Origin of the sequence: Neobacillus sp. CF12 (assembly GCF_030348765.1) — a bacterium.
GTDB lineage: Bacteria > Bacillota > Bacilli > Bacillales > Cytobacillaceae > Neobacillus.
On sequence record NZ_JAUCEU010000007.1, the window covers coordinates 5,960,604 to 5,983,318 of the forward strand.

The window sequence follows — 22,715 nt, forward strand, 5'->3', positions numbered from 1 at the left end:
TCTATACAGTGGGTTTTTAAAATTCAAATGGGCTATGAAGATCATTTAGTGCTGTACCAAATACATCAAATTCTGGTGATTTTTCACCGGTACTTGAGTTTTCTTCTTTTTCTGCCTGATTTGTGAGGATTTGATCTGAATCTTTTTTCTGGTTATAACTCAAGGTGACTCCATCTCCTTTTTTCTGGGAATGAATTATATTGTATTTTTACCCATAAAAAAGGTTCTAAACCAATTTTTTTTATTCTTTTCGGAAATTCCCCATTACTTCTATTGCTCATGTAATATGAACAAAAGCAGCTGGATCAAGTAAAAACTTCCTAGATAGTTTAAAGGTAATATATCCATTGACCAGAGAATTTTTTTTAACAAAAACCAGGCGGTGCATGATTCTTAAGAAGTTTTTTTTAATTCCAAAAAAAACCTTTAAAATTAGTGTTGATTTCTGTCGGAATTCGTTGTAAGATAATCAATGTCGCCGCTACGAAGTGGTGAAGTTAGAAACTTAGATTTCTAGTAAGTTTTTATTAAACATGCGGGTGTGGCGGAATTGGCAGACGCACCAGACTTAGGATCTGGCGCCGCAAGGCGTGGGGGTTCGACTCCCTTCACCCGCACCAAGTTATTTTCGTTAGAAAATAACCAAAGTATTTTGCCAGACAATATTTGCGGAAGTAGTTCAGTGGTAGAACACCACCTTGCCAAGGTGGGGGTCGCGGGTTCGAATCCCGTCTTCCGCTCCAATGATGCCGGGGTGGCGGAACTGGCAGACGCACAGGACTTAAAATCCTGCGGTAGGTGACTACCGTACCGGTTCGATTCCGGTCCTCGGCACCATTCTTTAATAAAAACTTAGTATGATATGCGCCCGTAGCTCAATTGGATAGAGTGTCTGACTACGGATCAGAAGGTTATGGGTTCGACTCCTTTCGGGCGCGCCATATTTTATCGGGAAGTAGCTCAGCTTGGTAGAGCACTTGGTTTGGGACCAAGGGGTCGCAGGTTCGAATCCTGTCTTCCCGACCATCTTCAAAATGATTAATTTGGGGCCTTAGCTCAGCTGGGAGAGCGCCTGCTTTGCACGCAGGAGGTCAGCGGTTCGATCCCGCTAGGCTCCACCAAGATTTTTTCACCTGGTGAAAATAACTTGCTGTTTTATAAAATATTTGGCGGTGTAGCTCAGCTGGCTAGAGCGTACGGTTCATACCCGTAAGGTCGGGGGTTCGATCCCCTCCGCCGCTACCAAGTTGTTTTCGTTAGAAAATAACCAAAGTTTTTTACGAAGTAGAATAACTTTCAATATGTGTTTTTATTCGGAGGAATACCCAAGTCTGGCTGAAGGGATCGGTCTTGAAAACCGACAGGCGGGTCAAACCGCGCGGGGGTTCGAATCCCTCTTCCTCCTCCATAAATTTAATAATTCATTTCTCCAATGTGGAGGGGTAGCGAAGTGGCTAAACGCGGCGGACTGTAAATCCGCTCCCTCCGGGTTCGGCGGTTCGAATCCGTCCCCCTCCACCAATTTATTTTTGCGATAGCGAAAAGAACCAAAAATAACTTTCCATCATAGGGGTATAGTTTAAAGGTAGAACGAAGGTCTCCAAAACCTTTGGTGTGGGTTCAATTCCTACTACCCCTGCCAACGATTTGCCGGTGTGGCGGAATTGGCAGACGCGCACGACTCAAAATCGTGTTCCGTGAGGAGTGTCGGTTCGACCCCGACCACCGGTATCTTTAATAGGTTTAAAGCTGTAAGGTCAATGCTTTGAAGCAATTCTAGCATTGGCCTTTTTTCGTTCCATAGCTTCAAATTAAACTTTTATAATCAAGCAAGAAAAAGTTACATAGTAACGACAATCTTTTGATTGCAATATCTTTTCTTTATTTCATTCTGTATGGTCAATTAGACAGCATTGAATCAGTTTCAATTCGATTCTATTTAGGGTATGATTAAACATATATTTAAAAATGTATAGAAAATATGCCTAGGGGGTTGTAAATGTTAGGAATCTTACTCGCTGGTGTTGCCCCTGGTTTAGCTTTATTGAGTTATTTTTATTTAAAAGATAAGTATGAACCAGAACCGGTATCGATGGTAGTAAATACGTTTTTTTCTGGTGCATTGATCATCATTCCAATTGCATTTATTGAATATGTTCTAAAGATAGAAAATATTGTTCAATTTAATTCTATTTATGCTATTTTTTCTTCAGGTTTAATAGAGGAATTTTTTAAATGGACGGTTTTATTTTTCATTGCTTACAAGAGTGCAGAATTTGATGAACCGTTTGATGGGATTGTCTATGGTACCTCCATCTCTTTAGGGTTTGCAACCGCCGAAAATATACTTTATTTAATGAATAATGGGATGGAATATGCACTAACACGCGCATTACTGCCTGTATCAGGCCATGCTTTATTTGGCGTTATTATGGGTTATTATATTAGCAAAGCGAAGTTTACAAAAGGACAGAAATGGCCATTTTTCCTATTATCTATATTGCTTCCAGTCGTTTTACATGGGATCTTTAATTTCTTATTGTTACACCAAGGATCATGGTTTGCTATGTCTCCTTATATGGTATTCCTATGGTGGTTCAGTTTGAGAAAAGTGCAATTAGCGGAAGTATCAAGTTATCAGCATTTCAAAAAGAACGCTATGATTCCAACAGGATTAAGTCTAAAGTCGGGAAAGAAATTATTCCTTCCGATAAGTAGATAGATAATGTGTGTTTGGGTCGCTTCGTAAGTTAGAGAAAAGTCATAAACGTGTATAGGCTTTCGTCTATACACGTTTATTATTGTAGAAAAAATATATGGTAAAATACTTGATGAGAGACTTTAAGATGGAAGGTAGAGTAATATGAAAAAATTTCCCATAACCATTCCGATTATAATTATTGTAATAGTGTTGGCGATGTGGATGCTTGAAAAGGACTACTCCGAAATTAACATGATGACTCGATTAATGATTTCTTTAGGTGCAGGCATTTTTTCAGGGCTCATTTCGTTCTTTTTATTTAGGTTTGACAAGAATCATACTAATTAGAATATCCCCGCTAGAAATTAAACATTGTAAAAGTGTTAGGTAGCTCCTATTTTTAGGGTGCCTGGCACTTTTAATTATTTCAGATATTGTATAAATATAATTATTTATGTATATTTATAATAAAAGGAGTGAGTGGGTATGGAGATAAGATTTGCAAAAGTATCGGATGCTCCACTAATTCACGACTTGATGATGAACGCATTTATGATATATAAAGATGAAGCGCCACCATCAAGTGCATTAGAGGAGACCGTTCAATTTGTATCAACTGCTTTAAAAGAAGGTGAGGAGTGCTTAATTGGTTTTGTTGATCATCTACCAGTTGGCATGGTTCGTTTTCAATTTATAGAAGAGGGTATTTATTTTTATAGACTGTCAGTCATCCCAGAAAAACAGGGTCAGGGTATAGCTAAAAACCTATTAAAATCATTAGAAGAATATGCATTTAATGTAGGTGTTCATACTTTACTTTGTAAAGTTCGTATGACTGTGCCTAAGAATATTTATTTATATAGTTCAATCGGATATAAAATATATAATGAGGAAGTTGTACATAAGCCAAATGGTATAAAAATAAAAGTTGCTTTAATGCAGAAAAATTTATCGTTGCTCACCTAACGAGGTTCTAGAACCCTCCAAAGGATTGAACCGGCAGTTCCTTTGGTGTAGATAAATGGCAAAATGGGATTAGGAGAAGGGGAGAATATGATGGAAATTGAATTTAGTGAAGAAAATCCTAACCAGGATGAATTTATAAGTTTGCATCAAACAACTGGATGGAATGCTAAAGGATTATATACATATGACTAACTATATACTGCTATCTGTAACAGTTGGTATTCGGTTTCTATATATCATAATAAAAGATTAATAGGATATGGGCGAATTATATCAGATGGGATATATCAAACTTTAATTTGTGATGTAATGGTTCATCCTAAGTATCAAAAACAAGGTATTGGAAAAAAAGTAATGAAAACTTTACTAAAAAAATGCGGTAAAGAAGGAATCAAGTGGGTTCAATTATTTTGTGCAAATGGAAAACAAGATTTTTATAAGAAACTAGGTTTCAAAAGCCGAGATTCTGAAGCTCCAGGCATGTCCTTGTTTTTATAAGTATTCACTATTCATAATATTGTTAGCCATACAATTATTGTATTGTATGGTTTTTTATGCGTGTTATGATGATTCAAATCTAGTTGGAGTTGATTCAAAACGATATATTGGGTATTCATAAGTTTGGCATTTACTCACTGATGATGAATCAGAAGGAGTTTGTTTTTATTTTGCCTGCTAGCCAGCAAGAGGCAATCCAATTCTATAAGAATACATTTAAGCGAAAATCCATTGAACTGTCACGAATATACGGTAGATTATCAGATTGATAGAGGCGATGGGGGAATTTCGCTTAGGGAATTAAGGAAGGAATTCAATAGCATTCCAGCTATTGCCGGATTTTATGAGAGAAGTTACTGACCTATTGTTTTTCATAAGTTATGCTACTATGATTATATGAATTTTCTTTCAATGGGGGAATGAATAATTTCGGGGAAATTAAGACTTTTTTTCAAGGAATAATGGATAGAAAAGAGTTCATTTTCCTTGTATTGGAGGACGATGATCAGCCAATAGGCTATACGTGGATTGAGTTAAGAATTTATCCCGATAATGCCTTTAAAAAAGCATATAAATCGGTATATGTGCATCAAATAAGTATCGCAGAAAACCATAGAAAACAAGGGTTCGGTTCTAAGTTGATGGACGAAATTACAGATATTGCAAAAGCAAACGGCATTAGTAAGAGTAAGATTGAATTAGATTATTGGTTCGATAATGAAATAGCGAAGAATTTTTATTTGAAGAATGATTTTGTGAAATATCGAGAATTTGTATACAAGGACATATCATGCTAATGAGATGTGAGGTCTAATGGCATATTTGTTGAGGTGAAAGGTCGAGAGGTGTTAACGATTAAGAAGGAGTTTTCTTTCTTTAAAGCACGCTATACGATTGATGGTGCAGGCATTGAAGTACATGGTAATTGGTGGGATATGGATTTTCAGTTATTACAGCATGGTGAAGTCGTCGGTAACGCTAGCAAAGAGTGGTTTACTTGGGGCGACAGCTATAAGGTTCAAATTTTGAACGAAGAGATGGTGGCTGTCGTGATTGCGCTCGTGGTGGCAATTGATTGTGTGAAGGCTGACCAAGCTGCTGCTTCCTCAGGAGCAGTGACTTAGTTAGGAAGGTGAATCATATCATTAGTCACTTAAAAACACCCACAAATGATTTGAGACAATCAACCTTTTGTGGGTGTTTTCTTGTTTAACTGAAGTTTAAAGGCTTACACCGTGTCCTCTATCCAATTTTCTTGAAGATTTTTTAAAGGTTTTAATGGTGTTACTAGAAGTAAGAATGAGTTCAATCATTAGAAGAAAAGATCACTACCCACACACCCACGTTTAGGATTGTGTTAATAAAATAGGACCCAATAAATAATCGGGTATGGATAAGCGATGTAAATGTATAAAACATGGCAAATGTAAAAACTCTACTCCACTGTGTCACATCATAAATGAAGATACCTTCTCTGTATCAAAATTGTTTAATTCGTCTAAAAAGTCTCAAGAGTTCGATTGCCTCAACCACAATGAAAATAATAAGAGCAGCTCTCCATATCCATCTTATGATATCAATGCTAATGATACCAGTGATGAAACAGGCAACTCCAGAAATGGATAAAGCCCCATGCAAAATACAATTCGTATTGTTCCAATCTCTTTCAATTGACCAAGTATTTTTTATGTATCTAAATAATATAAAGAAAACACAAACCAGATAAAAACCAAATCCAAGAAATAGTAAAGATAGGTTGATGATATCCGGAAATTCTTCGGAAATTGTGTTAAGTAAAAGGACAATAGATTGTGTGCTTACCGTTGTTAACAGAAGAATGCCATGGACATTCTGAAAGGACTTTGTCCGTGTAATCTCTATAAACGTTTTTATACTTATCCCAATATAAATCAGCCACAGGACAATATTGATAAAAGCAATAATGATAGAAATAAAGCCCCAGTTGGGAAATTGTTTATAAAATAGGATGCCCAAATAGATGTGCCAGCAACCCATGTTCCTATCCCAAAGCGGTTGATCACATTGGAATAATGGATGTTTTTAAATTTGCCATCCAAACTGGCTATGAAAAAAGAGAAAATAAAGGTAACCCATAGGGCAAGGTTAATCATGCAGAGAATCTTTCCGAAGACATTTTGGAAAAACTGAACACCAAAGTAGTTTAATAGAACTCCTTGCGTAACAATTCCAATGGCCATAACAATCGCCATCGTTGATGTTCTAATATATATTTTTTTAAAAGTAAAAAATGAAATCATACAAACAATGAGGAAAATTAAGATCCATAAATAAACCATTTTATCACCAATATGTTATTAATATTTAATTAGTATATCATCAATAAACTAAGAGGTCTGTACAAATGATTAATGTAGTAATAGAGAAGTAAATATTATCTCAGCTTCCCAAATAAACGTCCAATAGTCTACAAACTATTGGACGTTTACTATTTTCTTATAAAAAGGTATTTGTTGTTGTCTTTCGTACAGGTATGAGAAATTATAGGCGGAGAATTTCTGGCTATTTTATCTAGGTGCTTTATAGGCATGAAATAACAGGGCAGGTTAATATAAAAAGGATTATTGATTGAAAGTGAAGAATAGTAAATAAATCCATCTAATATTTTTAGAGGGTATATTAAAAATATTATACTTCGGGTATAGGAGAAAGTCTAAATAGTAGCTTGTAACGACTAGGAGTTGAGATTATGAAATTACTACTTACATCTGCAGGCATCAATAACAAAAGCATACATGACACGCTGATTGACATGCTGGGCAAGCCAATCGCCGACTGCAACGCCCTGTGCATCCCCACCGCGATGTACGGACACCCCTGGGTTGGCCCCGGCGTCAAAGCATGGGAGTTCATCAGCGGGAAAGAAGAGAATCCCATGGTCAACCTGGGCTGGAAGTCCGTCGGCGTGTTGGAGCTAACGGCGCTGCCAAGTATCGACGAAGAACGCTGGGTGCCGCTGGTCCGGGAGACGGACGTCCTGCTGGTGTCGGGTGGCGACGCCCTCTACCTGTGCCATTGGATGCGGCAATCCGGGCTGGCAGACCTCTTGCCGTCGCTGCCCGCAGTCTATGTGGGAATGAGTGCAGGGAGCATGGTGATGGCACCAAACATCGGGGACTTCTTCGTTGGCTGGACTCCACCCAATAGTGGTGATGAAACGCTTGGACTTGTCGATTTTGCAATGTTCCCGCATTTGGAACACGAGATGCTGCCGCATAACACGATGGCTAATGCAGAGAAATGGGCCGCCGGGATGCAAGGGCCGGCGTATGCAATGGATGATCAAACCGCCATCAAAGTGATTGACGGAGAGGTCGAAGTTATCTCCGAAGGACATTGGAAACTGTTTTCGCACTGATATTACTCCACCGCTAAATATACATTATTTTTACAGAGCAGAAATAGGTAACCATGTTTGATAGAAGGAGGGGAAAAAAGGGTGAGAAAAGTGGAAGTGTGCTCGTACAATGAAATGTGGAGTTTCATGTTTGCGGAAGAAGCAGAAAAACTAAAAGCCATTTTAGGACAAGAAATGGCAGGCATTCACCACATTGGAAGTACTTCTGTACCTGGATTAACAGCCAAACCGATTATAGACATTATGCCTGTCGTAAAGGATATTCATAGGGTGGATCCATTCAATGAAGTGATGAAGAAAATCGGATACGAACCGAAAGGGGAGAATGGAATACCCGGAAGAAGGTACTTTCAAAAAGGTGGAGACAATCGGACGCATCACGTACATATTTATCAAGTTGGAAGTGATGAAATAGAACGCCATTTGGCCTTTCGGGATTATTTACGAGAACATCCAGATGTAGTGAAGAGTTATGGGGATTTAAAAATGAAATTGGCAGGACAATTTCCATATGATATTGAATCCTATATTAATGGTAAGGATCAACCGGTTAGGGAAATAGAGGCAGAAGCACTGAAATGGAAAATGGATATTCATACATAATGAAATGGGAGAACCATCCAGAGAAATTCAAAAATTTAATTAGAGGGAAAAACATGATGAACATTAAAAATATCTATTGTATTGGAAGAAATTATGCTTTACATGCAAAGGAATTAAATAATGCGGTACCAACTTCGCCATTTTTATTTTCTAAGCCAACACACGCTGTTGCTTTTGCAAATGGACAAGAGGTAATACTACCGGTAGATAGAGGGCCGGTGCATTATGAAACGGAGCTGGTTCTTCATATTGGTCAAGAGTATCAAAAAGGGATTTCTGTTGACGAAATTGTTGATCAAATGGCACTAGGGATTGATTTTACATTAAGAGATGTACAAAGTCAGTTAAAAGAACAGCGTTATCCATGGTTATTAGCAAAGGGTTTTCCAAATTCAGCTCTACTCACGAAATTTATTGAATTTCCCGGAGAAGATGCATGTAAAAACACAAATTTCAGTTTGCTAAAGAATGGGCAGCAAGTTCAAATCGGCAATATCACCAATTTACTTTTTGATTTACAAACGATCATTGACTTCACAGCTAAGCATTTTGGATTAGGGAAAGGGGACATCATATTCACAGGTACCCCGGAAGGCGTTGGTCCGATTTCCGATGGTGATACCCTTTCATTAATATGGGGCGAAGAAACACTTGGGCAAAGTATTGTAAGATTAGTGTGAATCTAGTTCAACTATTCGATTCATTCGTTATACTTAAAAAACCACTCGTAAATGATGTTAGTTAAACATTTTCGAGTGGTTTTATTTTAGATTCTCGATAATTGTAAGGTAGAAATTTACGTGGGAAAACTTAAAGGATATGAATGGAAAATGTTGTATAATTAATAAATACTTAGATCATAGGGGTTGGTTATTTGCCGAAAAGACCAAATGTTTACCGTATCATCTTTATTGCTTTGTACTGTTATTAATAGGCTGTACAAATAAAGCCCCAAATGAGTATGACTTAAAACAGCTTACTAGAATAGATGTTGAAGTTGTAAAGGCAGATGAAAGCTATAAAGAGGCATTCATGATAACGGATAAAGAAACAATTGATGTGGTAAGAAATTCAATTAAACAGGTTAAGTGGGAACCAAACGCAAAATCCAAAATGGCAAGAAAAGAAGATGTAAAGGCGACCCTATTTTTCAAGTACGATAAGAATATGCCTGAAAGATTATTTGAATATCAGATTTGGTTTAATCAAAGTAATGATCGTGCAACCATTATTAGTAACAATGAAAGAGAAGGATATGGAAGCTTAGATAAAGAAAATGCACAGACATTAGAAAATATCTTACTCAATACATTCAGAACGAATGGAGTCCAATAATATGGAAAGTGAAAAAAGGTCTTCTAATAACGAGAATGCGAAATTAAACGCTAAACAAAGGCTATTAAAGCTTCAAGATATACTTAAAAGATACACGGACGAAGAGAATGAGTTATCTCTAAATCAAATTGTAGATATGTTTAGCCAAGAAACCAACAGGGTTGTTGGTAAAAAAGCTATCCTTGATGACCTGAAAGAATTAGAAAAATCATTATTGTTTGATGTAACCGTTAATCATGAAAAAGAGGGTGTAGAAAAGTTTTATAGTCACCAACAGCGGTTATTTGAGGTCCATGAGTTACGCTTGTTAATCGATGCGGTATCATCTGCAAAATTTATCTCAACTGCTGAGACAGAACAACTAATCAATAAGATAAAAAAATTAACGAGTGAGAAGCAAGCTACATTACTGAAAAATACGATCTTGTTTTCGGAAAATGTGAAAAATGAGAACCAACAGAATAAATACTCCATTCATGAACTACATACAGCCATATCCAACTTTCGTATGATTACCTTTCAATATGGAAAATATAACTTAAGTAAAAAATTCGAGTTTAATAGAAACGGAGAGTTTTACTTTGTTAAGCCCTATGCCCTTGTCTGGAGTAATGATTTTTATTACTTAATCGGTGAATTTTCCCCAACAGGAGAAATTCGTCATTACCGTGTTGATAGGATGAGGAATGTGTCTTCAACCAGTGAATTCTTTGTTCCTAATCCAGATTTTAACGTCACTAAATATACGGAGAAGCTTTATTTTATGTATTCCGGTGAAGAATCATTAATTGAAATTGAGTTTGATAATCACCTAATTAACGTAGTGATTGATCGTTTTGGACGCGGTATACATATTCGCCCCGTTAATGAAAACTCATTCCGGGTATCCACACAAGCGATTATCAGTGATGGTTTAGTCAGATGGCTTTTGACATGGGGGAGCGATGCAAGAGTTATTACTCCATCACCTCTCATCGAGAGAATGAGGACAGAAGCAGAAAAATTATATCAAGCCTACCAAAAACACTTGCATGCATAGCAAGTGTTTTTTATTACGTCTACCCATACCGAAAAAGGGAAGGGTTAGTTGGGAGAAATAGTATATTATAAGATTATTACTGGTCGGGGGTGGAAATTATGGAATTAATTACAAAGAAGGAATTATTAAAAGAATTTGAAGTAGAAGCAAGTTTTTATAATGTGAGAATCAATGACCTTCTATTTGAATGCAGGAGTCAGGCAAGAATCAAGCGAAAAGGTACATTGAAAGAGGAGTACGATGCCGTTTTGGTTCTTTGTAATCCGGGTTCTTGTAAGTCAAGCTTAAGTCCTCAAGAGTTAGACCCTCGAATAGAGAGAATTCCTTTTGTTCTTGCGCAATCTGACCAGACACAAGAGCAAATCATGAGACTGATGGAATTGCGGCAATGGGATCAAGTAAATATGATTAATCTTTCAGATATATGTTCGGGAAATATAGATGATTTTCAAAGTAAATTAGCAATTGCAAAGAAAGCTCTATTTACCTGCCACTCTATATTTTCTAAAGAACGAAGAGATGAGTTATTGTCTGTAATTCAATTAAATAAAGGTCCCGTGATTGCTGGCTGGGGAGTGAGGAAATTTATGAAAATGGAGATTACACAAATCCTATTAAGCGATTCATTTAAAGAGATAAAAGGATGGAATCATTCTACCTACCCTTATTACTATCACCCTAATTTACGACTTTCTGAAAAAAACAAAGAATGGCTCATTACAATGAATGAAATTTTGAAGGAAGCTTAACCCACCCAACCCTAATATGGGTAGGGTGAAAAATTATTTGTATGTAAAATGACTGATAGAGTAAAGAAAAACTAATAAGGAGCGAAGAGCATGAGCCAAAATCTTACTTTTTCCTATTCCTTCAGATCCTAGTTTAGAAGGGTTGGCGGATGTTGTTTTTGAAACAGCCGGTGCAAGTAAAGCCACTGCTTCGACGTTCCATTATTGCGCTCCAGGTGGATGTCTTGTTCAGGTAGGATGGCCAGGTGGAAATATTGTTGAAATGAATATAGCAACATTTTTGGATAGGGAATTAGATTATGTTGCTGTCAACAGATATGCAAACTCGTTTCCAACAGCCATTAAGTGGATTTCCGACGGAAGGATAAATGTAAAAGATCTGATTACAGGCAGATTCTCACTGGATGAAATTTCTGAGGCCTTTGAATACTCAAGTAATAACCCAGATAAGGTTATAAAAACGATTGTCATTAATGATTAACTAAACAAATCTTTTCAAGTACTAAGGGATGGACTTTGTAATCCCTATCAAACTCCCTTATTGTATACCTTTCTGCTGAATAGTGACAAATTACGAGTGGTCACAGGCAATTTTTTAATATAAAAAACAAAAAAACACCATAAATGTTATTATATAACTATTTGTGAGTGTTTTTTTATGCGTTGAAGAAAAGTAATATACACTTAATGTTATTTTTAAAAGTTATCTGGAAATATTAAAATGTTTACTAATATAGTATTTTAATGATAATATTTATTTTGCTGAATCTTATTTTTAAGAGCGGGGGACCCACTGTATGTTTGCGGATATTTCTGCTATTGGTGAATTCCTAAAAAGAAGGGGCTCAATGTTTCCCATAGTCCTAACCTGAAAGCTAACCTCGTAAGCAATTGAGAGGAAACAGTCTGATAGAATAGTAATTCGGCACTAGCCGTTTATTTGTGTAATATATCGAATCAATTGTTTCCCTTACCTAGGAAATTCGTCTAGATAAAAAAAACAACCAGAAGGTGGGGTATGCTATGAAAAAGATAAAAGTAAGTTTAGCGGTACAAATTTTTATCGGTCTAGTATTAGGAATTATTGTCGGTGGGATATTCTATGGAAGTGAAAGTGCACAGAGCGTCTTGCAGCCATTTGGTGATCTTTTTATCCGATTAATTAAAATGATTGTAGTACCAATTGTCCTTTCTACTATTATCGTTGCAATCGCTGGTGTTGGTGATTTGAAATCTGTTGGTAAATTAGGTGCTAAATCACTTACTTATTTTATCGGCATGACATTGTTAGCAATAGCTGTCGGACTTATATCAGCCAATATCTTTCAACCTGGTGTAGGACTAAATATGGATAAGCTAGAGCGAAGTGATATTTCAGGATATGTACACACAACAGAGGAACAGGAAGGAAATTCTATTATCGAAACACTTCTTCATATTGTTCCTACAAATCCGGTTCAAGCCATGGTAGAAGGCGATATGCTAGCGGTTATTTTCTTTGCCGTTGTATTGGGTCTTGGTATTGCAGCCATTGGGGAAAAAGGAAAGCCGGTTTTGCGCGTATTTGAAGGTGTGGCAAGTGCCATGTTTTATGTGACAAACTTATTTATGAAATATGCTCCAATCGGGGTCTTTGCTTTAATCGGTGTAACGATTTCTAAATATGGTTTTGCATCACTTCTGCCATTAGGAAAGTTAGCCCTTACGGTTTATGGAACCATGATCTTCTTTGTCGTTGTGGTTTTAGGCTTGATGGCTAAAATCGTTGGATTCAGTATCTTTAAATTAGTAAGCATGCTCAAAGAAGAGTTAATCTTGGCTTTTTCAACAGCAAGTTCCGAAACCGTTCTTCCGAAAATAATGGACAAAATGGAACAAGCAGGAAGTCCAAAACACATTGCGTCATTTGTTATTCCAACAGGTTACTCTTTTAATTTGGATGGTTCTGTTTTATATCAAGCAATTGCATCTTTATTTATTGCCCAAATGTATGGTATTGAACTGAGCATTGTACAACAAATTACACTAATGTTAGTTTTGATGGTAACATCTAAAGGGATGGCAGGAGTTCCTGGGGTATCTTTTGTGGTTTTATTAGCTACATTTAGTACAATGGGGTTACCTGCTGAAGGTTTAGCATTTATAGCTGGTATTGACCGGATTTTAGATATGGGACGTACAGTGGTCAACGTGATAGGAAATTCATTGGCAGCGATTGTTGTCGCTAAATGGGAAGGTCAATTTAACCCTCCAGTTGTGGCCAAGAATATGAAAACCCAAAAAGCTTCATAATACAAAAAACACTCACAAATGTTGATAAACAACGCTTGTGAGTGTTTTTTTGTTTAGACGTATTTGATCATAAGATTGGCAGTTCTACTTTGCCAACGTGCTTAATTTCTCTTGCTGGCTTAGGATTCTCTTATACGCTAGATTTGCAGAGGAAAGAACAACCAGCCCCAAAATACTCACACTGAAAAAGAACCCCACCCCAGATAAATAGCTAACAGCAAAGTAAACGGCAGCAAATCCAAATATCATAAATAGACTCGTAATCGGGTTGGAAATCGTAATCAGAACTGCATTTTTTAAATGTGTTCTTAGTGGTTGATCAAATTCAACATAGGAAGCCATGATATAGCAAATGATTAGAAAATAAATACAGCTCATAATGATGCTTGAATAAAAAAGAACAGAGGAAAAGCTATTCGTTGTTGATTGTAAAAAGGAGATATTCATATACAAAATCAAACCGATTACGACGATTAGCAAACCTAATTTATTGCTCTTAAAGAACTCGTTTTTATAATAGGACCAAAAGGTTTGGAACACAGGGGGATGGTTTCCTCGGATAAACTGTCTTAATGTCGCTAACATCGCAATCGTTGCTGGAAAGAAGCCAAAAACGACGAATCCACTTAACGTAAAAAGAATCCATAATAGATTAATATAAGCCAGTCTTGCTATCCAATCACAAATGGTATATACAACGTTTGAAAATGAACCTAATTGCATGGTGACCCCTCCTTATCCATAAATATATCATGCATAAATGGTGTAAGTTTCTTTTTTTATCATGAAGTAAAAATTTTATCTAAAAGGTAAAAATAAGGCTTTTAAATTAAATATGAATTGAAATACATTGCTTAAGTAGTAAAAATTTTCTCAATAACGTAAAAATAACGCATTGTTGAAAGCGTTTTCAAAAACTATACTTAACTTAAATCTTGATGAAGGATGAACTTAAGTAAACAGAAGGGGTGAAACGCGTGAACAGCGGAGTAAAGGTCGAATCCGACATGGTGCAAACCACAAAAAGCGAAGTACGCAAAAAGGCGAATAAAAGGCCTTCTTTTAGCGGCTGGAAAGAGGATTTAGCAGGTTATGCATTTATAGGACCCATGTTTATTGGAACTTCTATATTAGTATTATTTCCGATTCTATCATCATTTGTCTTAAGTTTTACCGATTGGAATTTTGTTTCTGGCTATCAAAATGCTAAATTCATAGGTTTTAAAAATTTCTCAAAATTACTTACCAATACATTATTCCTTAAAGGGTTAGTTAATAATGTTCTCTTAATTTTAGCGGTACCGATTACTTTACTTTTATCTCTTGCATTAGCTGTTATCATTAACAAATATGTTTATTTGAAAGATTTGTTTAAAGTCATCTATTTTATGCCATTCATATCTAGTATTGTGGCCGTTGCGGTTGTCTTTCAAGTGCTATTTCATCCAACCAAAGGCCCTATAAACCAACTATTATTGACGCTTGGGGTTGAAAATCCCCCTGGTTGGATTGCAGACGTTACCTTTGCATTACCATCTGTTATGTTAATTATGGTTTGGACTGGAATTGGCTTTAATTTAATCATTTACTTGGCGGGCTTGCAGAACATACCAAAAGAATTATATGAAGCAGCACAAATCGATGGTGCTACTGCTTGGTCACAATTTACGAAGATTACGATTCCATTAGTGTCCCCAACCACATTCTTATTGTTTGTTACTGGTGTGATTTCAAGCTTTAAAGTGTTTGATTTAATCATTGTTTTAACAAACGGCGGTCCAGCAAATTCGACGATAACACCGGTTGTATATTTGTATCAACAAGCATTTGTTGAATTAAAAACTGGCTATGCTTCCGCCATTTCACTGGTTATGTTTGTTATCATTTTGATCATTACCTATATTCAATTTATTGGACAGAAAAAATGGGTGAATTATTAATAGAAAGGAGCAGTTCTGATGGTAGCGAGATTAGATATAAGAAAATTGATTGTGACTGTTATTATGGTTTTAATCGGAATTGCTTTTCTAATGCCATTTTTGTGGATGATATCTGCTTCTTTTAAAGTAGAAGAGGACGTATTAACGTTTCCGATTCAATGGATTCCAGAAAACTGGAATGTGGTTGAAAATTATAAAGAGGTTTGGACAGGTTCTATGCCATTCCTTCTCTTATATTGGAATTCTATCAAGGTAACGGTTTTAACAACATTGGTTTCTTGTACGATATCATGTTTAGCTGCATATGGATTTGCCAAAATAAATTTTAAAGGTAGAGATTTCATCTTTTTAATCGTCTTGGCCACTTTCATGATTCCTCCTCAAACATTGTTAGTGACACAATTTCTACTATATAGATGGCTAGGACTATATGATACTCACACCGGTCTTATTCTATTAAATAGTTTCAGTGTATTTGGAACCTTTATGCTGCGCCAATTCTATCTCGGAATTAGTAATGAAATCATCGAATCCGCGAGGATGGATGGAGCAGGTCATTTTAGGATTTTCACTTCCATTGCTTTACCATTAGTTCGACCCGCAATTGCAACTTACGCAGTATTACGTTTTATTTGGACATGGAATGATTTCCAAAATCCATTGATCTTTTTAAGATCAAAAGAATTATATACGATTCAACTTGGTGTACAGAGCTTTTCAGATCAACATGGCAGCGTTTACTCATTGATGATGGCAGCATCTGTTTCCGCCATTTTACCTTTACTAATTATCTTCATTATTGGCCAGAAAAACGTGATTGAAGGTATCCAACTTGGTGGAGTAAAAGGGTAAAAATGGTATGAACTCTCTAGGGAGTTGATATATAAAAAAAAACAAGGGGGAGAGTATGGTATGAAGAAATGGGGTTATTTGTTATTAGTTGGACTTATTTCCATGTTTTTGTTAGCTGCATGTTCCGGAAACGATAAAACTTCGTCAGATGATTCGGATTCAAAGGATGAAGAAATTACATTAAAATTTGTCCACTGGGTGAATGAGGATGTTGGGAAATGGGAAAGTGTCATTGCAAAATATGAAGCAGCGAATCCAGGAATAAGAGTGGAGTCCATCCCACTTGTAGAAAACATGAACTCTCTGGATTATTTCAAACAGTTAGATTTAATGGCCTCAGCCGGTGATGAAATGGATTTAATTTTGTTCAACAGTCCTCAAGAATTAGCAAAACGAATTGATGCAGGACTAGTTGAACCAATTACCGAATTTGCTAAAAAAGATGGCATAGATATTAATGAAGTATACAATAATAGCTACCCAGCTGTTGATGGTGAGTACTATGGCTTGCCGATGAAAAATGTTACGATGCTTGTTATGCTGAATAAAGCACACCTTGATGAGGCTAGCTTAGAGGTTCCAACTGAGTGGACCTGGGATGACTATACAGAATACGCTAAAAAGCTAACGACAGACAAGCATTATGGTTCTTATTTACACTCATGGCATTTCTTCCATTCTGCTTTAAAATTAATGACTAAAGCAGAAGATAATTTAATTTTACACGAGGATGGAACGTCTAATGCAGATGATCCGATGTTACGCGCATCATTAGAACTACGAAATCAATTAGAAAATGTTGATAAATCATCTGTTCCATTTACAGAAATACTATCGCAAAAAATGGATTATCGCCAGCAATTCTTTAGTCAAGCCGCATCCATGGTTCCTACTGGCAGTTTTATGATTACAGAATGGGGTCAATTTACACCAGAATTTGAAATCGCTTGGGCACCATGGCCAAAAAATAAAGAAAGTGATAAAGCAGTTGCACAAATGGGCGGGGATTTATTATCGCTTGCTAAAAGCTCAAAACACAAACAAGAGGCATATGATTTTATGCGTTGGCTGACAACAGAAGGAATTGTAGAACAAGGAATCTGGACACCGTCATGGAAGGAAGCAGATATGGACAAAGCATTAGAAACAGTGGTAAAAGGAACCAAAAAACCTGATGCCGTTCATATGGAATCATTGAAAAATGCACTTACCTCCGTTGGGCCTGCTGAAGTCATTTTCCCAGCTCCATATATTACGGAAGCTTGGAACGAATATGGTGCAGAGGTGGAATTATATCTCCTAGGTGAACAGGATCTAGATAAAACGATGAAAAACACAAAAGAAAGAGTACAAGCCGTAGTAGATGCTAATAAATAATTAGAATATTCATGATATAATAGAGAGAAAACAGACACGTTTTCTCTCTATTTATATTTGTATAAGAAGCGGTGACGAACATTGGAACTTTTATGGATAAAAATTAAACAAATGTCTCTTAGGACAAGATTGATCGTTGCAGTCATTCTCTGCATTTTATTTCCATGGGTTAGTACCTATATCGTTTCAAACTATTTTACGAAGGATGTATTAGAACAACGTGCAGCCACACAATCAGAAGATGATTTAAGGATGCTGGAATTAGGAATCAAGAATATGATGGATGATATGATGTATACCTCTAATTATATTCAATTTGATTCAAACATGAGTCAGTTACTAAAAAAGCATAAGTTAATTGATCCCAATTCCCCCACGTTAAAACAAGAAATAGCTCTTAATTATATACAAATATCGAATGAATTATCTGGTATCACAGATTTATTAATGCCTCTATATATAACCATTTTGGTTAAAAATGACTTGTATTACACCAATTATTCCCAAATGGATTTTAACCCTTTAGATTTCAAAGAAAAACCCTGGTTTGAAAAATTGGATCACTTGAGTTTTTACCAAACATATTGGCTGGGTGCCCACCCGACCTACATTCGAGCTGAAGAAAATACATACCCTTATCTCATTACCATTGGAAGGAGGATACAGAGTGCTAATTCCACCTATTCCTATTTAATTATTAGTTTAAAAGAAAATGAGATTAAGAAGCTTTTTAGTCAATTCCAAAGTGAAAAGAGAGCAAAATTTTATCTAACTAACAAGGATGGAGAGATCTATTCGAGTTTGAATACAGATGAGGTGGCAAAGACCTTACAATATGACGTGACAAATACTGATTATCAAATTGTTGACTATGATGGAGAGAAGCATTTGTTGGTTTCTTATCCAGTGTCCTATTCGAATTGGAGATTGGTCAGTCTTGTGCCATATAAGGATACCATTGGTTCTATCAATGTCGTAACGAGAACAACTATCCTTATCCAAGGTGGTTTTTTAGTTCTATTTTTAACTGGACTTATTATGCTTGTTCGTGAATTTACGAAACCGATCATCCGATTAAACGTTGTTACAAATGCAATCAAACAGGGAGACTTGACTGCTAGAATACAGGTCTCAGGGAATAATGATGTCGCGCAATTAGGCAATTCCTTTAATCATATGTTGGATACCATCGAAGACATGATTGAACAAATTAAAGTGAAGGAAGAAGCAAAAAGAAATGCAGAATTAGAAATGCTTCAAGCACAAATCAACCCGCATTTTTTATTTAACGTATTAAATGCCATTCGTTTAAAAATAAAAATGGAAGGTAACTCCGGCAGTGCATCACTAATCTATTCTTTATCAGCCTTGCTCCGAATGACTATCAATCGTAATAATCCGTATATTCCTCTAGAGGAAGAAGTAACGATTGTGAAGCATTATGTGGACTTGATGAATTTTCGGCACCAACATGATGTGGAATTAGAAATTGATGTGAGCGCAAACGCATCTAGTTTTCAGGTACCAAGATTTTTCTTGCAGCCTATTATTGAAAACGCAATCATTCATGGGAATAATAATAGAAAAGAAACTATAAAAATCATGGCAAACGAACAGAGTGATGCATACCTAGAGCTAATCATTTCAGACAATGGCAGGGGTATGGATATGCACACATTGGAACGGTTAAAAGAGAAAATTTTTCAACAAAATAGCCAACCCTATGCAAAAGGCAGCCAATCGTTTAACGGAATAGGGGTGCAAAATGTGTATCAAAGGATGAAATTAATTTATGGAGAAGCATTTCAATTGAAGATAGACAGTATCGAAGGGAAAGGAACCACTTTAACGTTTCAGATTCCAGTAATGAAGGGGTGAGTAAGATCTATAAAGTAGTGTTAGTAGATGATGATGCTATTGTGATTGAATTCTTAAAGAAAGTTATTCCATGGCAAGACTTTGGATTTCAGGTTGTTGCAAGCTTTCAAGATAGTAGTGCTGCTTTGGAGTTTATGCTCGCAAACCCTTATGATGTATTGATTACGGATATTGGAATGCCAAAACTGAATGGCATTGAATTAATTGGCCAACTGAAAAAATCAAACATCCACTCCAATAATGTGATCCTTTCTTGTCATGATGAGTTTACCTTTGCCCAACAAGCGATAAAATTAGAAGCATATGATTATATTTTAAAAGAATCAATGGAAGAATCGAATATTATTGATTTACTTGAAAGATTGAAGAAAAAGTTAGATCAAGAACGAAATACAAGTTATCAGCACGAAATAGCCACCAAACTTATAGAAATGACGACTAGGAATGAAGATGTGTTAAAAGCGCAGAAATATGTAGAAAGCCATCTTGAAAATAAGATTTCATTGACAGAAGTAGCTGCCCATTTACATTTAAATTCTAGTTATTTCAGCAGGATGTACAAAAAAGAAACAGGAGAAGGTTTTGTTGAATACGTGACCAGAATGAAAATGGAAAAAGCAGTGGAATTACTCGATCAATCAATTAAGTCAGTAGAACAGATCGCCTATGAGTTAGGCTTTGAAAGTAAAAGTTATTTTTTAAAAACATTTAAAAGGTTTTATGGTCTATCGCCGAAGTCTTATAAATATAAGGATAGATTGTCTATTTAATTATTAGGCTCTGTTTTTATTCATTGATGATTTTCGTGCTGATATGAAAATTAATAGGCGGAGAAATTCCGCCTAATGTATATAAAAGAAGCTTAAGAGGCAGATATAAGCGGAGAAATTCCGGTTAGCTGCTCAGAATATGCCAAAATCTAAAGATTTAGGTCAAATAGGCGGAAAACCTCCGCTTATTTGTAAGGGATTAAGAAGATTTTCCAAAATAGACGGAATTTCTCCGCTTATATTCCAACCCACAGTGAAATCAACATTCAGTGATAATAGAGCCAATAATTAAAATCTAAATTAATGAGAACTGTACTCCAATTACTGGACATCGGGGTACAGTTTTTTAGTATGAATTTTCTACCTTCATAACTGCAGTGAACAAAAGCCTAATTTAGATCATACATTATGCAAGGAGGGAAAGATTGATATGTATCCAACAGGGGAATTTATCCAAGAAATGCTGCTGATTTATGGTCTGGCGCTGTTGGGGTTTGTCTCTAGAAGAACCCTCATTCTGAATGAACATGCAAACGAAGTCCTAACTCAATTAATTCTTTACATTAGATTGCCTGCACTTATTTTATATTCATTAGATATTTCATTTTCTTTAACACGGGTTATTGGTTTCTGGAATGCCATCTTCTCCAACCATTTCTCTTTATGCACAAAAATATGGAGCAGACTCCATTTTTGCTTCAATGGGAGTTTTAGTCACAACATTATTATGTATGATTACCATACCAGCTCTTTATTTGATACTTAACCTGATATCATTCTTCGTGACATTCTCCTAGGTATTTTCGTCTATCTTTCTGTATAAAAAGATATTTTCATTAAAAATGGGAAAGATAGGATGGATTAATTGTCTGGAGGTTGTTATGCCGGAATATGCAGAAGTGGCTTTAAGAGCCCTCTTTTCATTTATTGTATTATTTACGTGTGCAAGAGTACTTGGTAAGAAGCAGATTTCACAACTAACGTTCTTTGATTATGTAGTTGGGATCGTCATTGGAGACATGGCCGCACAATTGGCAATTGATACATCCATGAAAATCGTGAATGCCTCAATCGGATTAGTTGTTTATACGCTCTTATCCGTCATTATCGCTTACGGTGCAATCAAATCGTTTAAGTTTAGGGATTTAGTAGAAAGTAGTCCCTCGATTCTAATTAAAGACGGAAAAATAATGGAAAAAGGCTTATTTAAGCATAAGATGACGTACGATGATTTGATGAATGGATTGAGAGAAAAAGATGCCTTCATCATTGATGAGGTTGAAATGGCTATAATGGAGACAAATGGACAGATTAGTGTAATGAAGAAACCTGAGTACCAGGCACTAACTCCAAAAGATATTGGCCTGCGAATGAAAGATAACCATGCACCGTCCTTAATTATTATCGATGGAACATTGTTAGAAAACCGAATAAAATCCTTAGGCTATACGAAGGATTGGCTACATAGTGAGATTAAGAAAAAAGGGGCAAAAGACTTTAAAGATGTATTTTTAGCTCAGATTGATTCGAATGGTAATGTATATGTTGATTTATATAATGATGCGGAAGAAACTAAAAAGGATAAAGAGGAGTAGTTTAAAGATATCTAGCTACTCCTCTAGCTAAATGAACGTTTATATGTAGGCTGATTTCGTATATTAATATAAGGTCTAGAAAAATGCTACTTTTTTTCCAAGCAACTATAGTATACCAGGCTGTCAATTTCACAGGGTTGCAAAATAAGCGGAGGAATTCCGACTATTTTGAAAAATACCCCTATTTTATTAAAAATAAGCGGAGCTTTTCCGCTTATCTTATCCAAATCATTGGTTTTAGGCTTTTTTAGAGCAGTTAAGCGGAATTTATCCGCTTATATCGGCTCCTGTTGCCTCCTTTATTAAATTAGCCGGAAATTCTCCGCCTATTAATTCGCAACCTCAACCATGAATAATAGAGCCTTATATTAATAAAAACTAGAAATAGTTTACATAGTAGGAATACTCTACTATAATGGCTTTTATAACAAAAAAATGAATACTAGACAAATAGGTTTCTTACATGCTCTATGCAAGATTATGTAAGACTAAGAGGGAAGTTGGTGTAAGTCCAACACGGTCCCGCCACTGTAAGCGAGAAGGAAGGTTATATATAACCACTGTGTTTTTTAACATGGGAAGGTTTAACCAACCGATGAATCGCAAGTCAGGAGACCTGCCTATTATGTTTTTTAAGCTTCCTCGCGGAAAGGAATGTTTAAAGTGCAGGTAATCGATTACGTAAATAATTATTATTTATTATGAAGATTGCAAGTTATCATG

Annotated in this window: 23 protein-coding genes, 11 tRNA genes, 1 pseudogene and 2 riboswitches; of the genes and pseudogenes, 32 read left to right on the forward strand and 3 right to left on the reverse strand. The window is 36.0% G+C overall.

Annotated features, from left to right (window positions below; all coding sequences use genetic code 11):
• Window positions 1-16: 16 nt before the first annotated feature.
• Window positions 17-163 (reverse strand): hypothetical protein, encoded by a 147-nt coding sequence (locus QUG14_RS28800; RefSeq protein ID WP_289343873.1) that lies wholly within the window; start codon window positions 161-163, stop codon window positions 17-19.
• 372 nt (window positions 164-535) lie between these two features.
• Between QUG14_RS28800 and QUG14_RS28805 the strand changes: the two genes are divergently transcribed.
• The 17 genes and pseudogenes from QUG14_RS28805 to QUG14_RS28885 all read left to right on the forward strand — a co-directional run.
• Window positions 536-620 (forward strand) — tRNA-Leu (locus QUG14_RS28805).
• Window positions 621-668: 48 nt separating this feature from the next.
• A tRNA-Gly gene (locus tag QUG14_RS28810) sits at window positions 669-743 on the forward strand.
• A 5-nt stretch (window positions 744-748) separates the two neighbouring features.
• Window positions 749-837, forward strand: a tRNA-Leu gene (locus tag QUG14_RS28815).
• A gap of 27 nt (window positions 838-864) precedes the next feature.
• Window positions 865-941: transfer RNA gene (locus QUG14_RS28820), tRNA-Arg, on the forward strand.
• 8 nt (window positions 942-949) lie between these two features.
• Window positions 950-1,026 (forward strand) — tRNA-Pro (locus QUG14_RS28825).
• A gap of 19 nt (window positions 1,027-1,045) precedes the next feature.
• Window positions 1,046-1,121: transfer RNA gene (locus QUG14_RS28830), tRNA-Ala, on the forward strand.
• 47 nt (window positions 1,122-1,168) lie between these two features.
• Window positions 1,169-1,245: transfer RNA gene (locus tag QUG14_RS28835), tRNA-Met, on the forward strand.
• 70 nt (window positions 1,246-1,315) lie between these two features.
• Window positions 1,316-1,408: transfer RNA gene (locus QUG14_RS28840), tRNA-Ser, on the forward strand.
• 28 nt (window positions 1,409-1,436) lie between these two features.
• A tRNA-Tyr gene (locus QUG14_RS28845) sits at window positions 1,437-1,521 on the forward strand.
• A gap of 47 nt (window positions 1,522-1,568) precedes the next feature.
• Window positions 1,569-1,642: transfer RNA gene (locus tag QUG14_RS28850), tRNA-Trp, on the forward strand.
• 7 nt (window positions 1,643-1,649) lie between these two features.
• A tRNA-Leu gene (locus tag QUG14_RS28855) sits at window positions 1,650-1,731 on the forward strand.
• A 268-nt stretch (window positions 1,732-1,999) separates the two neighbouring features.
• Window positions 2,000-2,722 carry a glutamic-type intramembrane protease PrsW gene (prsW, locus tag QUG14_RS28860; RefSeq protein WP_289343874.1) on the forward strand — a complete coding sequence of 241 codons (723 nt, stop codon included), beginning with the start codon at window positions 2,000-2,002 and terminating at the stop codon, window positions 2,720-2,722.
• Window positions 2,723-2,863: 141 nt separating this feature from the next.
• A complete protein-coding gene (locus QUG14_RS28865) occupies window positions 2,864-3,049 on the forward strand; it encodes a histidine kinase (RefSeq protein ID WP_289343875.1) in 186 nt (61 codons plus the stop codon).
• A 138-nt stretch (window positions 3,050-3,187) separates the two neighbouring features.
• Window positions 3,188-3,667 (forward strand): GNAT family N-acetyltransferase, encoded by a 480-nt coding sequence (locus QUG14_RS28870; protein WP_289343876.1) that lies wholly within the window; start codon window positions 3,188-3,190, stop codon window positions 3,665-3,667.
• 231 nt (window positions 3,668-3,898) lie between these two features.
• Window positions 3,899-4,165 carry a GNAT family N-acetyltransferase gene (locus QUG14_RS28875; protein WP_289344267.1) on the forward strand — a complete coding sequence of 89 codons (267 nt, stop codon included), beginning with the start codon at window positions 3,899-3,901 and terminating at the stop codon, window positions 4,163-4,165.
• Window positions 4,166-4,584: 419 nt separating this feature from the next.
• The gene (locus QUG14_RS28880) at window positions 4,585-4,962 is read left to right on the forward strand and encodes a GNAT family N-acetyltransferase (protein ID WP_289343877.1); all 378 of its coding nucleotides are present in this window, start codon (window positions 4,585-4,587) and stop codon (window positions 4,960-4,962) included.
• A gap of 24 nt (window positions 4,963-4,986) precedes the next feature.
• Window positions 4,987-5,289, forward strand: a pseudogene (locus QUG14_RS28885) (LURP-one-related/scramblase family protein); the annotation flags it as partial.
• A gap of 355 nt (window positions 5,290-5,644) precedes the next feature.
• Here QUG14_RS28885 and QUG14_RS28890 read toward each other — a convergent pair.
• On the reverse strand, window positions 5,645-6,181 hold the full coding sequence (locus QUG14_RS28890) for a TDT family transporter (RefSeq protein WP_289343878.1): 537 nt from the start codon (window positions 6,179-6,181) through the stop codon (window positions 5,645-5,647).
• A 712-nt stretch (window positions 6,182-6,893) separates the two neighbouring features.
• Here QUG14_RS28890 and QUG14_RS28895 point away from each other — a divergent pair.
• From QUG14_RS28895 to QUG14_RS28930, 8 genes are all read left to right on the forward strand, one after another.
• Window positions 6,894-7,562, forward strand: coding sequence for a Type 1 glutamine amidotransferase-like domain-containing protein (locus QUG14_RS28895; protein WP_289343879.1), 669 nt, complete (start codon window positions 6,894-6,896; stop codon window positions 7,560-7,562).
• A gap of 81 nt (window positions 7,563-7,643) precedes the next feature.
• On the forward strand, window positions 7,644-8,165 hold the full coding sequence (locus QUG14_RS28900) for a GrpB family protein (RefSeq protein ID WP_289343880.1): 522 nt from the start codon (window positions 7,644-7,646) through the stop codon (window positions 8,163-8,165).
• Window positions 8,166-8,218: 53 nt separating this feature from the next.
• The gene (locus tag QUG14_RS28905; RefSeq protein ID WP_289343881.1) at window positions 8,219-8,845 is read left to right on the forward strand and encodes a fumarylacetoacetate hydrolase family protein; all 627 of its coding nucleotides are present in this window, start codon (window positions 8,219-8,221) and stop codon (window positions 8,843-8,845) included.
• 139 nt (window positions 8,846-8,984) lie between these two features.
• The gene (locus QUG14_RS28910; protein WP_289343882.1) at window positions 8,985-9,500 is read left to right on the forward strand and encodes a hypothetical protein; all 516 of its coding nucleotides are present in this window, start codon (window positions 8,985-8,987) and stop codon (window positions 9,498-9,500) included.
• Window position 9,501: 1 nt separating this feature from the next.
• A complete protein-coding gene (locus QUG14_RS28915) occupies window positions 9,502-10,539 on the forward strand; it encodes a helix-turn-helix transcriptional regulator (protein ID WP_289343883.1) in 1,038 nt (345 codons plus the stop codon).
• 98 nt (window positions 10,540-10,637) lie between these two features.
• Entirely contained in the window at window positions 10,638-11,288 is a 651-nt protein-coding gene (locus QUG14_RS28920) for a hypothetical protein (protein ID WP_289343884.1), read from the forward strand.
• 142 nt (window positions 11,289-11,430) lie between these two features.
• The gene (locus QUG14_RS28925; protein WP_289343885.1) at window positions 11,431-11,769 is read left to right on the forward strand and encodes a zinc-binding dehydrogenase; all 339 of its coding nucleotides are present in this window, start codon (window positions 11,431-11,433) and stop codon (window positions 11,767-11,769) included.
• Between the two features lie 269 nt (window positions 11,770-12,038).
• A riboswitch (cyclic di-AMP (ydaO/yuaA leader) is annotated at window positions 12,039-12,193 on the forward strand.
• Window positions 12,194-12,311: 118 nt separating this feature from the next.
• Window positions 12,312-13,580 (forward strand): cation:dicarboxylate symporter family transporter, encoded by a 1,269-nt coding sequence (locus QUG14_RS28930; RefSeq protein ID WP_289343886.1) that lies wholly within the window; start codon window positions 12,312-12,314, stop codon window positions 13,578-13,580.
• Between the two features lie 84 nt (window positions 13,581-13,664).
• Here QUG14_RS28930 and QUG14_RS28935 read toward each other — a convergent pair whose 3' ends face one another.
• Complete coding sequence (locus tag QUG14_RS28935) at window positions 13,665-14,303, reverse strand: YesL family protein (RefSeq protein WP_289343887.1); 639 nt, start codon at window positions 14,301-14,303, stop codon at window positions 13,665-13,667.
• A 254-nt stretch (window positions 14,304-14,557) separates the two neighbouring features.
• On the opposite strand from QUG14_RS28935, the gene QUG14_RS28940 reads away from it, so the two are divergent.
• The 7 genes from QUG14_RS28940 (at window position 14,558) to QUG14_RS28970 (ending at window position 21,992) form a co-directional block, all read left to right on the forward strand.
• Entirely contained in the window at window positions 14,558-15,520 is a 963-nt protein-coding gene (locus QUG14_RS28940; protein WP_289343888.1) for a carbohydrate ABC transporter permease, read from the forward strand.
• A gap of 18 nt (window positions 15,521-15,538) precedes the next feature.
• Window positions 15,539-16,372 (forward strand): carbohydrate ABC transporter permease, encoded by an 834-nt coding sequence (locus QUG14_RS28945; RefSeq protein WP_289343889.1) that lies wholly within the window; start codon window positions 15,539-15,541, stop codon window positions 16,370-16,372.
• Window positions 16,373-16,432: 60 nt separating this feature from the next.
• Window positions 16,433-17,749 (forward strand): ABC transporter substrate-binding protein, encoded by a 1,317-nt coding sequence (locus tag QUG14_RS28950; RefSeq protein WP_289343890.1) that lies wholly within the window; start codon window positions 16,433-16,435, stop codon window positions 17,747-17,749.
• Window positions 17,750-17,830: 81 nt separating this feature from the next.
• The gene (locus QUG14_RS28955) at window positions 17,831-19,627 is read left to right on the forward strand and encodes a sensor histidine kinase (protein ID WP_289343891.1); all 1,797 of its coding nucleotides are present in this window, start codon (window positions 17,831-17,833) and stop codon (window positions 19,625-19,627) included.
• On the forward strand, window positions 19,624-20,397 hold the full coding sequence (locus tag QUG14_RS28960) for a response regulator transcription factor (protein WP_289343892.1): 774 nt from the start codon (window positions 19,624-19,626) through the stop codon (window positions 20,395-20,397). Before QUG14_RS28955 ends, QUG14_RS28960 begins: the two co-directional genes overlap by 4 nt.
• Before the next feature lie 430 nt (window positions 20,398-20,827).
• The gene (locus tag QUG14_RS28965; protein ID WP_289343893.1) at window positions 20,828-21,163 is read left to right on the forward strand and encodes a hypothetical protein; all 336 of its coding nucleotides are present in this window, start codon (window positions 20,828-20,830) and stop codon (window positions 21,161-21,163) included.
• 115 nt (window positions 21,164-21,278) lie between these two features.
• On the forward strand, window positions 21,279-21,992 hold the full coding sequence (locus QUG14_RS28970) for a YetF domain-containing protein (protein ID WP_289343894.1): 714 nt from the start codon (window positions 21,279-21,281) through the stop codon (window positions 21,990-21,992).
• Between the two features lie 436 nt (window positions 21,993-22,428).
• Window positions 22,429-22,630: riboswitch (cobalamin riboswitch) on the forward strand.
• Window positions 22,631-22,715: the final 85 nt, after the last annotated feature.

Excerpts from the sequence above, each read along its gene's own strand:
- QUG14_RS28865 (WP_289343875.1), top strand. The coding sequence starts at position 2,864 with ATGAAAAAATTTCCCATAACCATTCCGATTATAATTATTGTAATAGTG.
- QUG14_RS28880 (WP_289343877.1), top strand. The coding sequence starts at position 4,585 with ATGAATAATTTCGGGGAAATTAAGACTTTTTTTCAAGGAATAATGGAT.
- QUG14_RS28920 (WP_289343884.1), top strand. The coding sequence starts at position 10,638 with ATGGAATTAATTACAAAGAAGGAATTATTAAAAGAATTTGAAGTAGAA.
- QUG14_RS28945 (WP_289343889.1), top strand. The coding sequence starts at position 15,539 with ATGGTAGCGAGATTAGATATAAGAAAATTGATTGTGACTGTTATTATG.
- QUG14_RS28895 (WP_289343879.1), top strand. The coding sequence starts at position 6,894 with ATGAAATTACTACTTACATCTGCAGGCATCAATAACAAAAGCATACAT.
- QUG14_RS28950 (WP_289343890.1), top strand. The coding sequence starts at position 16,433 with ATGAAGAAATGGGGTTATTTGTTATTAGTTGGACTTATTTCCATGTTT.
- QUG14_RS28930 (WP_289343886.1), top strand. The coding sequence starts at position 12,312 with ATGAAAAAGATAAAAGTAAGTTTAGCGGTACAAATTTTTATCGGTCTA.
- QUG14_RS28965 (WP_289343893.1), top strand. The coding sequence starts at position 20,828 with ATGTATCCAACAGGGGAATTTATCCAAGAAATGCTGCTGATTTATGGT.
- QUG14_RS28935 (WP_289343887.1), bottom strand. The coding sequence starts at position 14,303 with ATGCAATTAGGTTCATTTTCAAACGTTGTATATACCATTTGTGATTGG.
- QUG14_RS28890 (WP_289343878.1), bottom strand. The coding sequence starts at position 6,181 with ATGGGTTGCTGGCACATCTATTTGGGCATCCTATTTTATAAACAATTT.
- QUG14_RS28870 (WP_289343876.1), top strand. The coding sequence starts at position 3,188 with ATGGAGATAAGATTTGCAAAAGTATCGGATGCTCCACTAATTCACGAC.
- QUG14_RS28905 (WP_289343881.1), top strand. The coding sequence starts at position 8,219 with ATGATGAACATTAAAAATATCTATTGTATTGGAAGAAATTATGCTTTA.
- QUG14_RS28910 (WP_289343882.1), top strand. The coding sequence starts at position 8,985 with ATGAATGGAAAATGTTGTATAATTAATAAATACTTAGATCATAGGGGT.
- prsW (WP_289343874.1), top strand. The coding sequence starts at position 2,000 with ATGTTAGGAATCTTACTCGCTGGTGTTGCCCCTGGTTTAGCTTTATTG.
- QUG14_RS28970 (WP_289343894.1), top strand. The coding sequence starts at position 21,279 with ATGCCGGAATATGCAGAAGTGGCTTTAAGAGCCCTCTTTTCATTTATT.
- QUG14_RS28915 (WP_289343883.1), top strand. The coding sequence starts at position 9,502 with ATGGAAAGTGAAAAAAGGTCTTCTAATAACGAGAATGCGAAATTAAAC.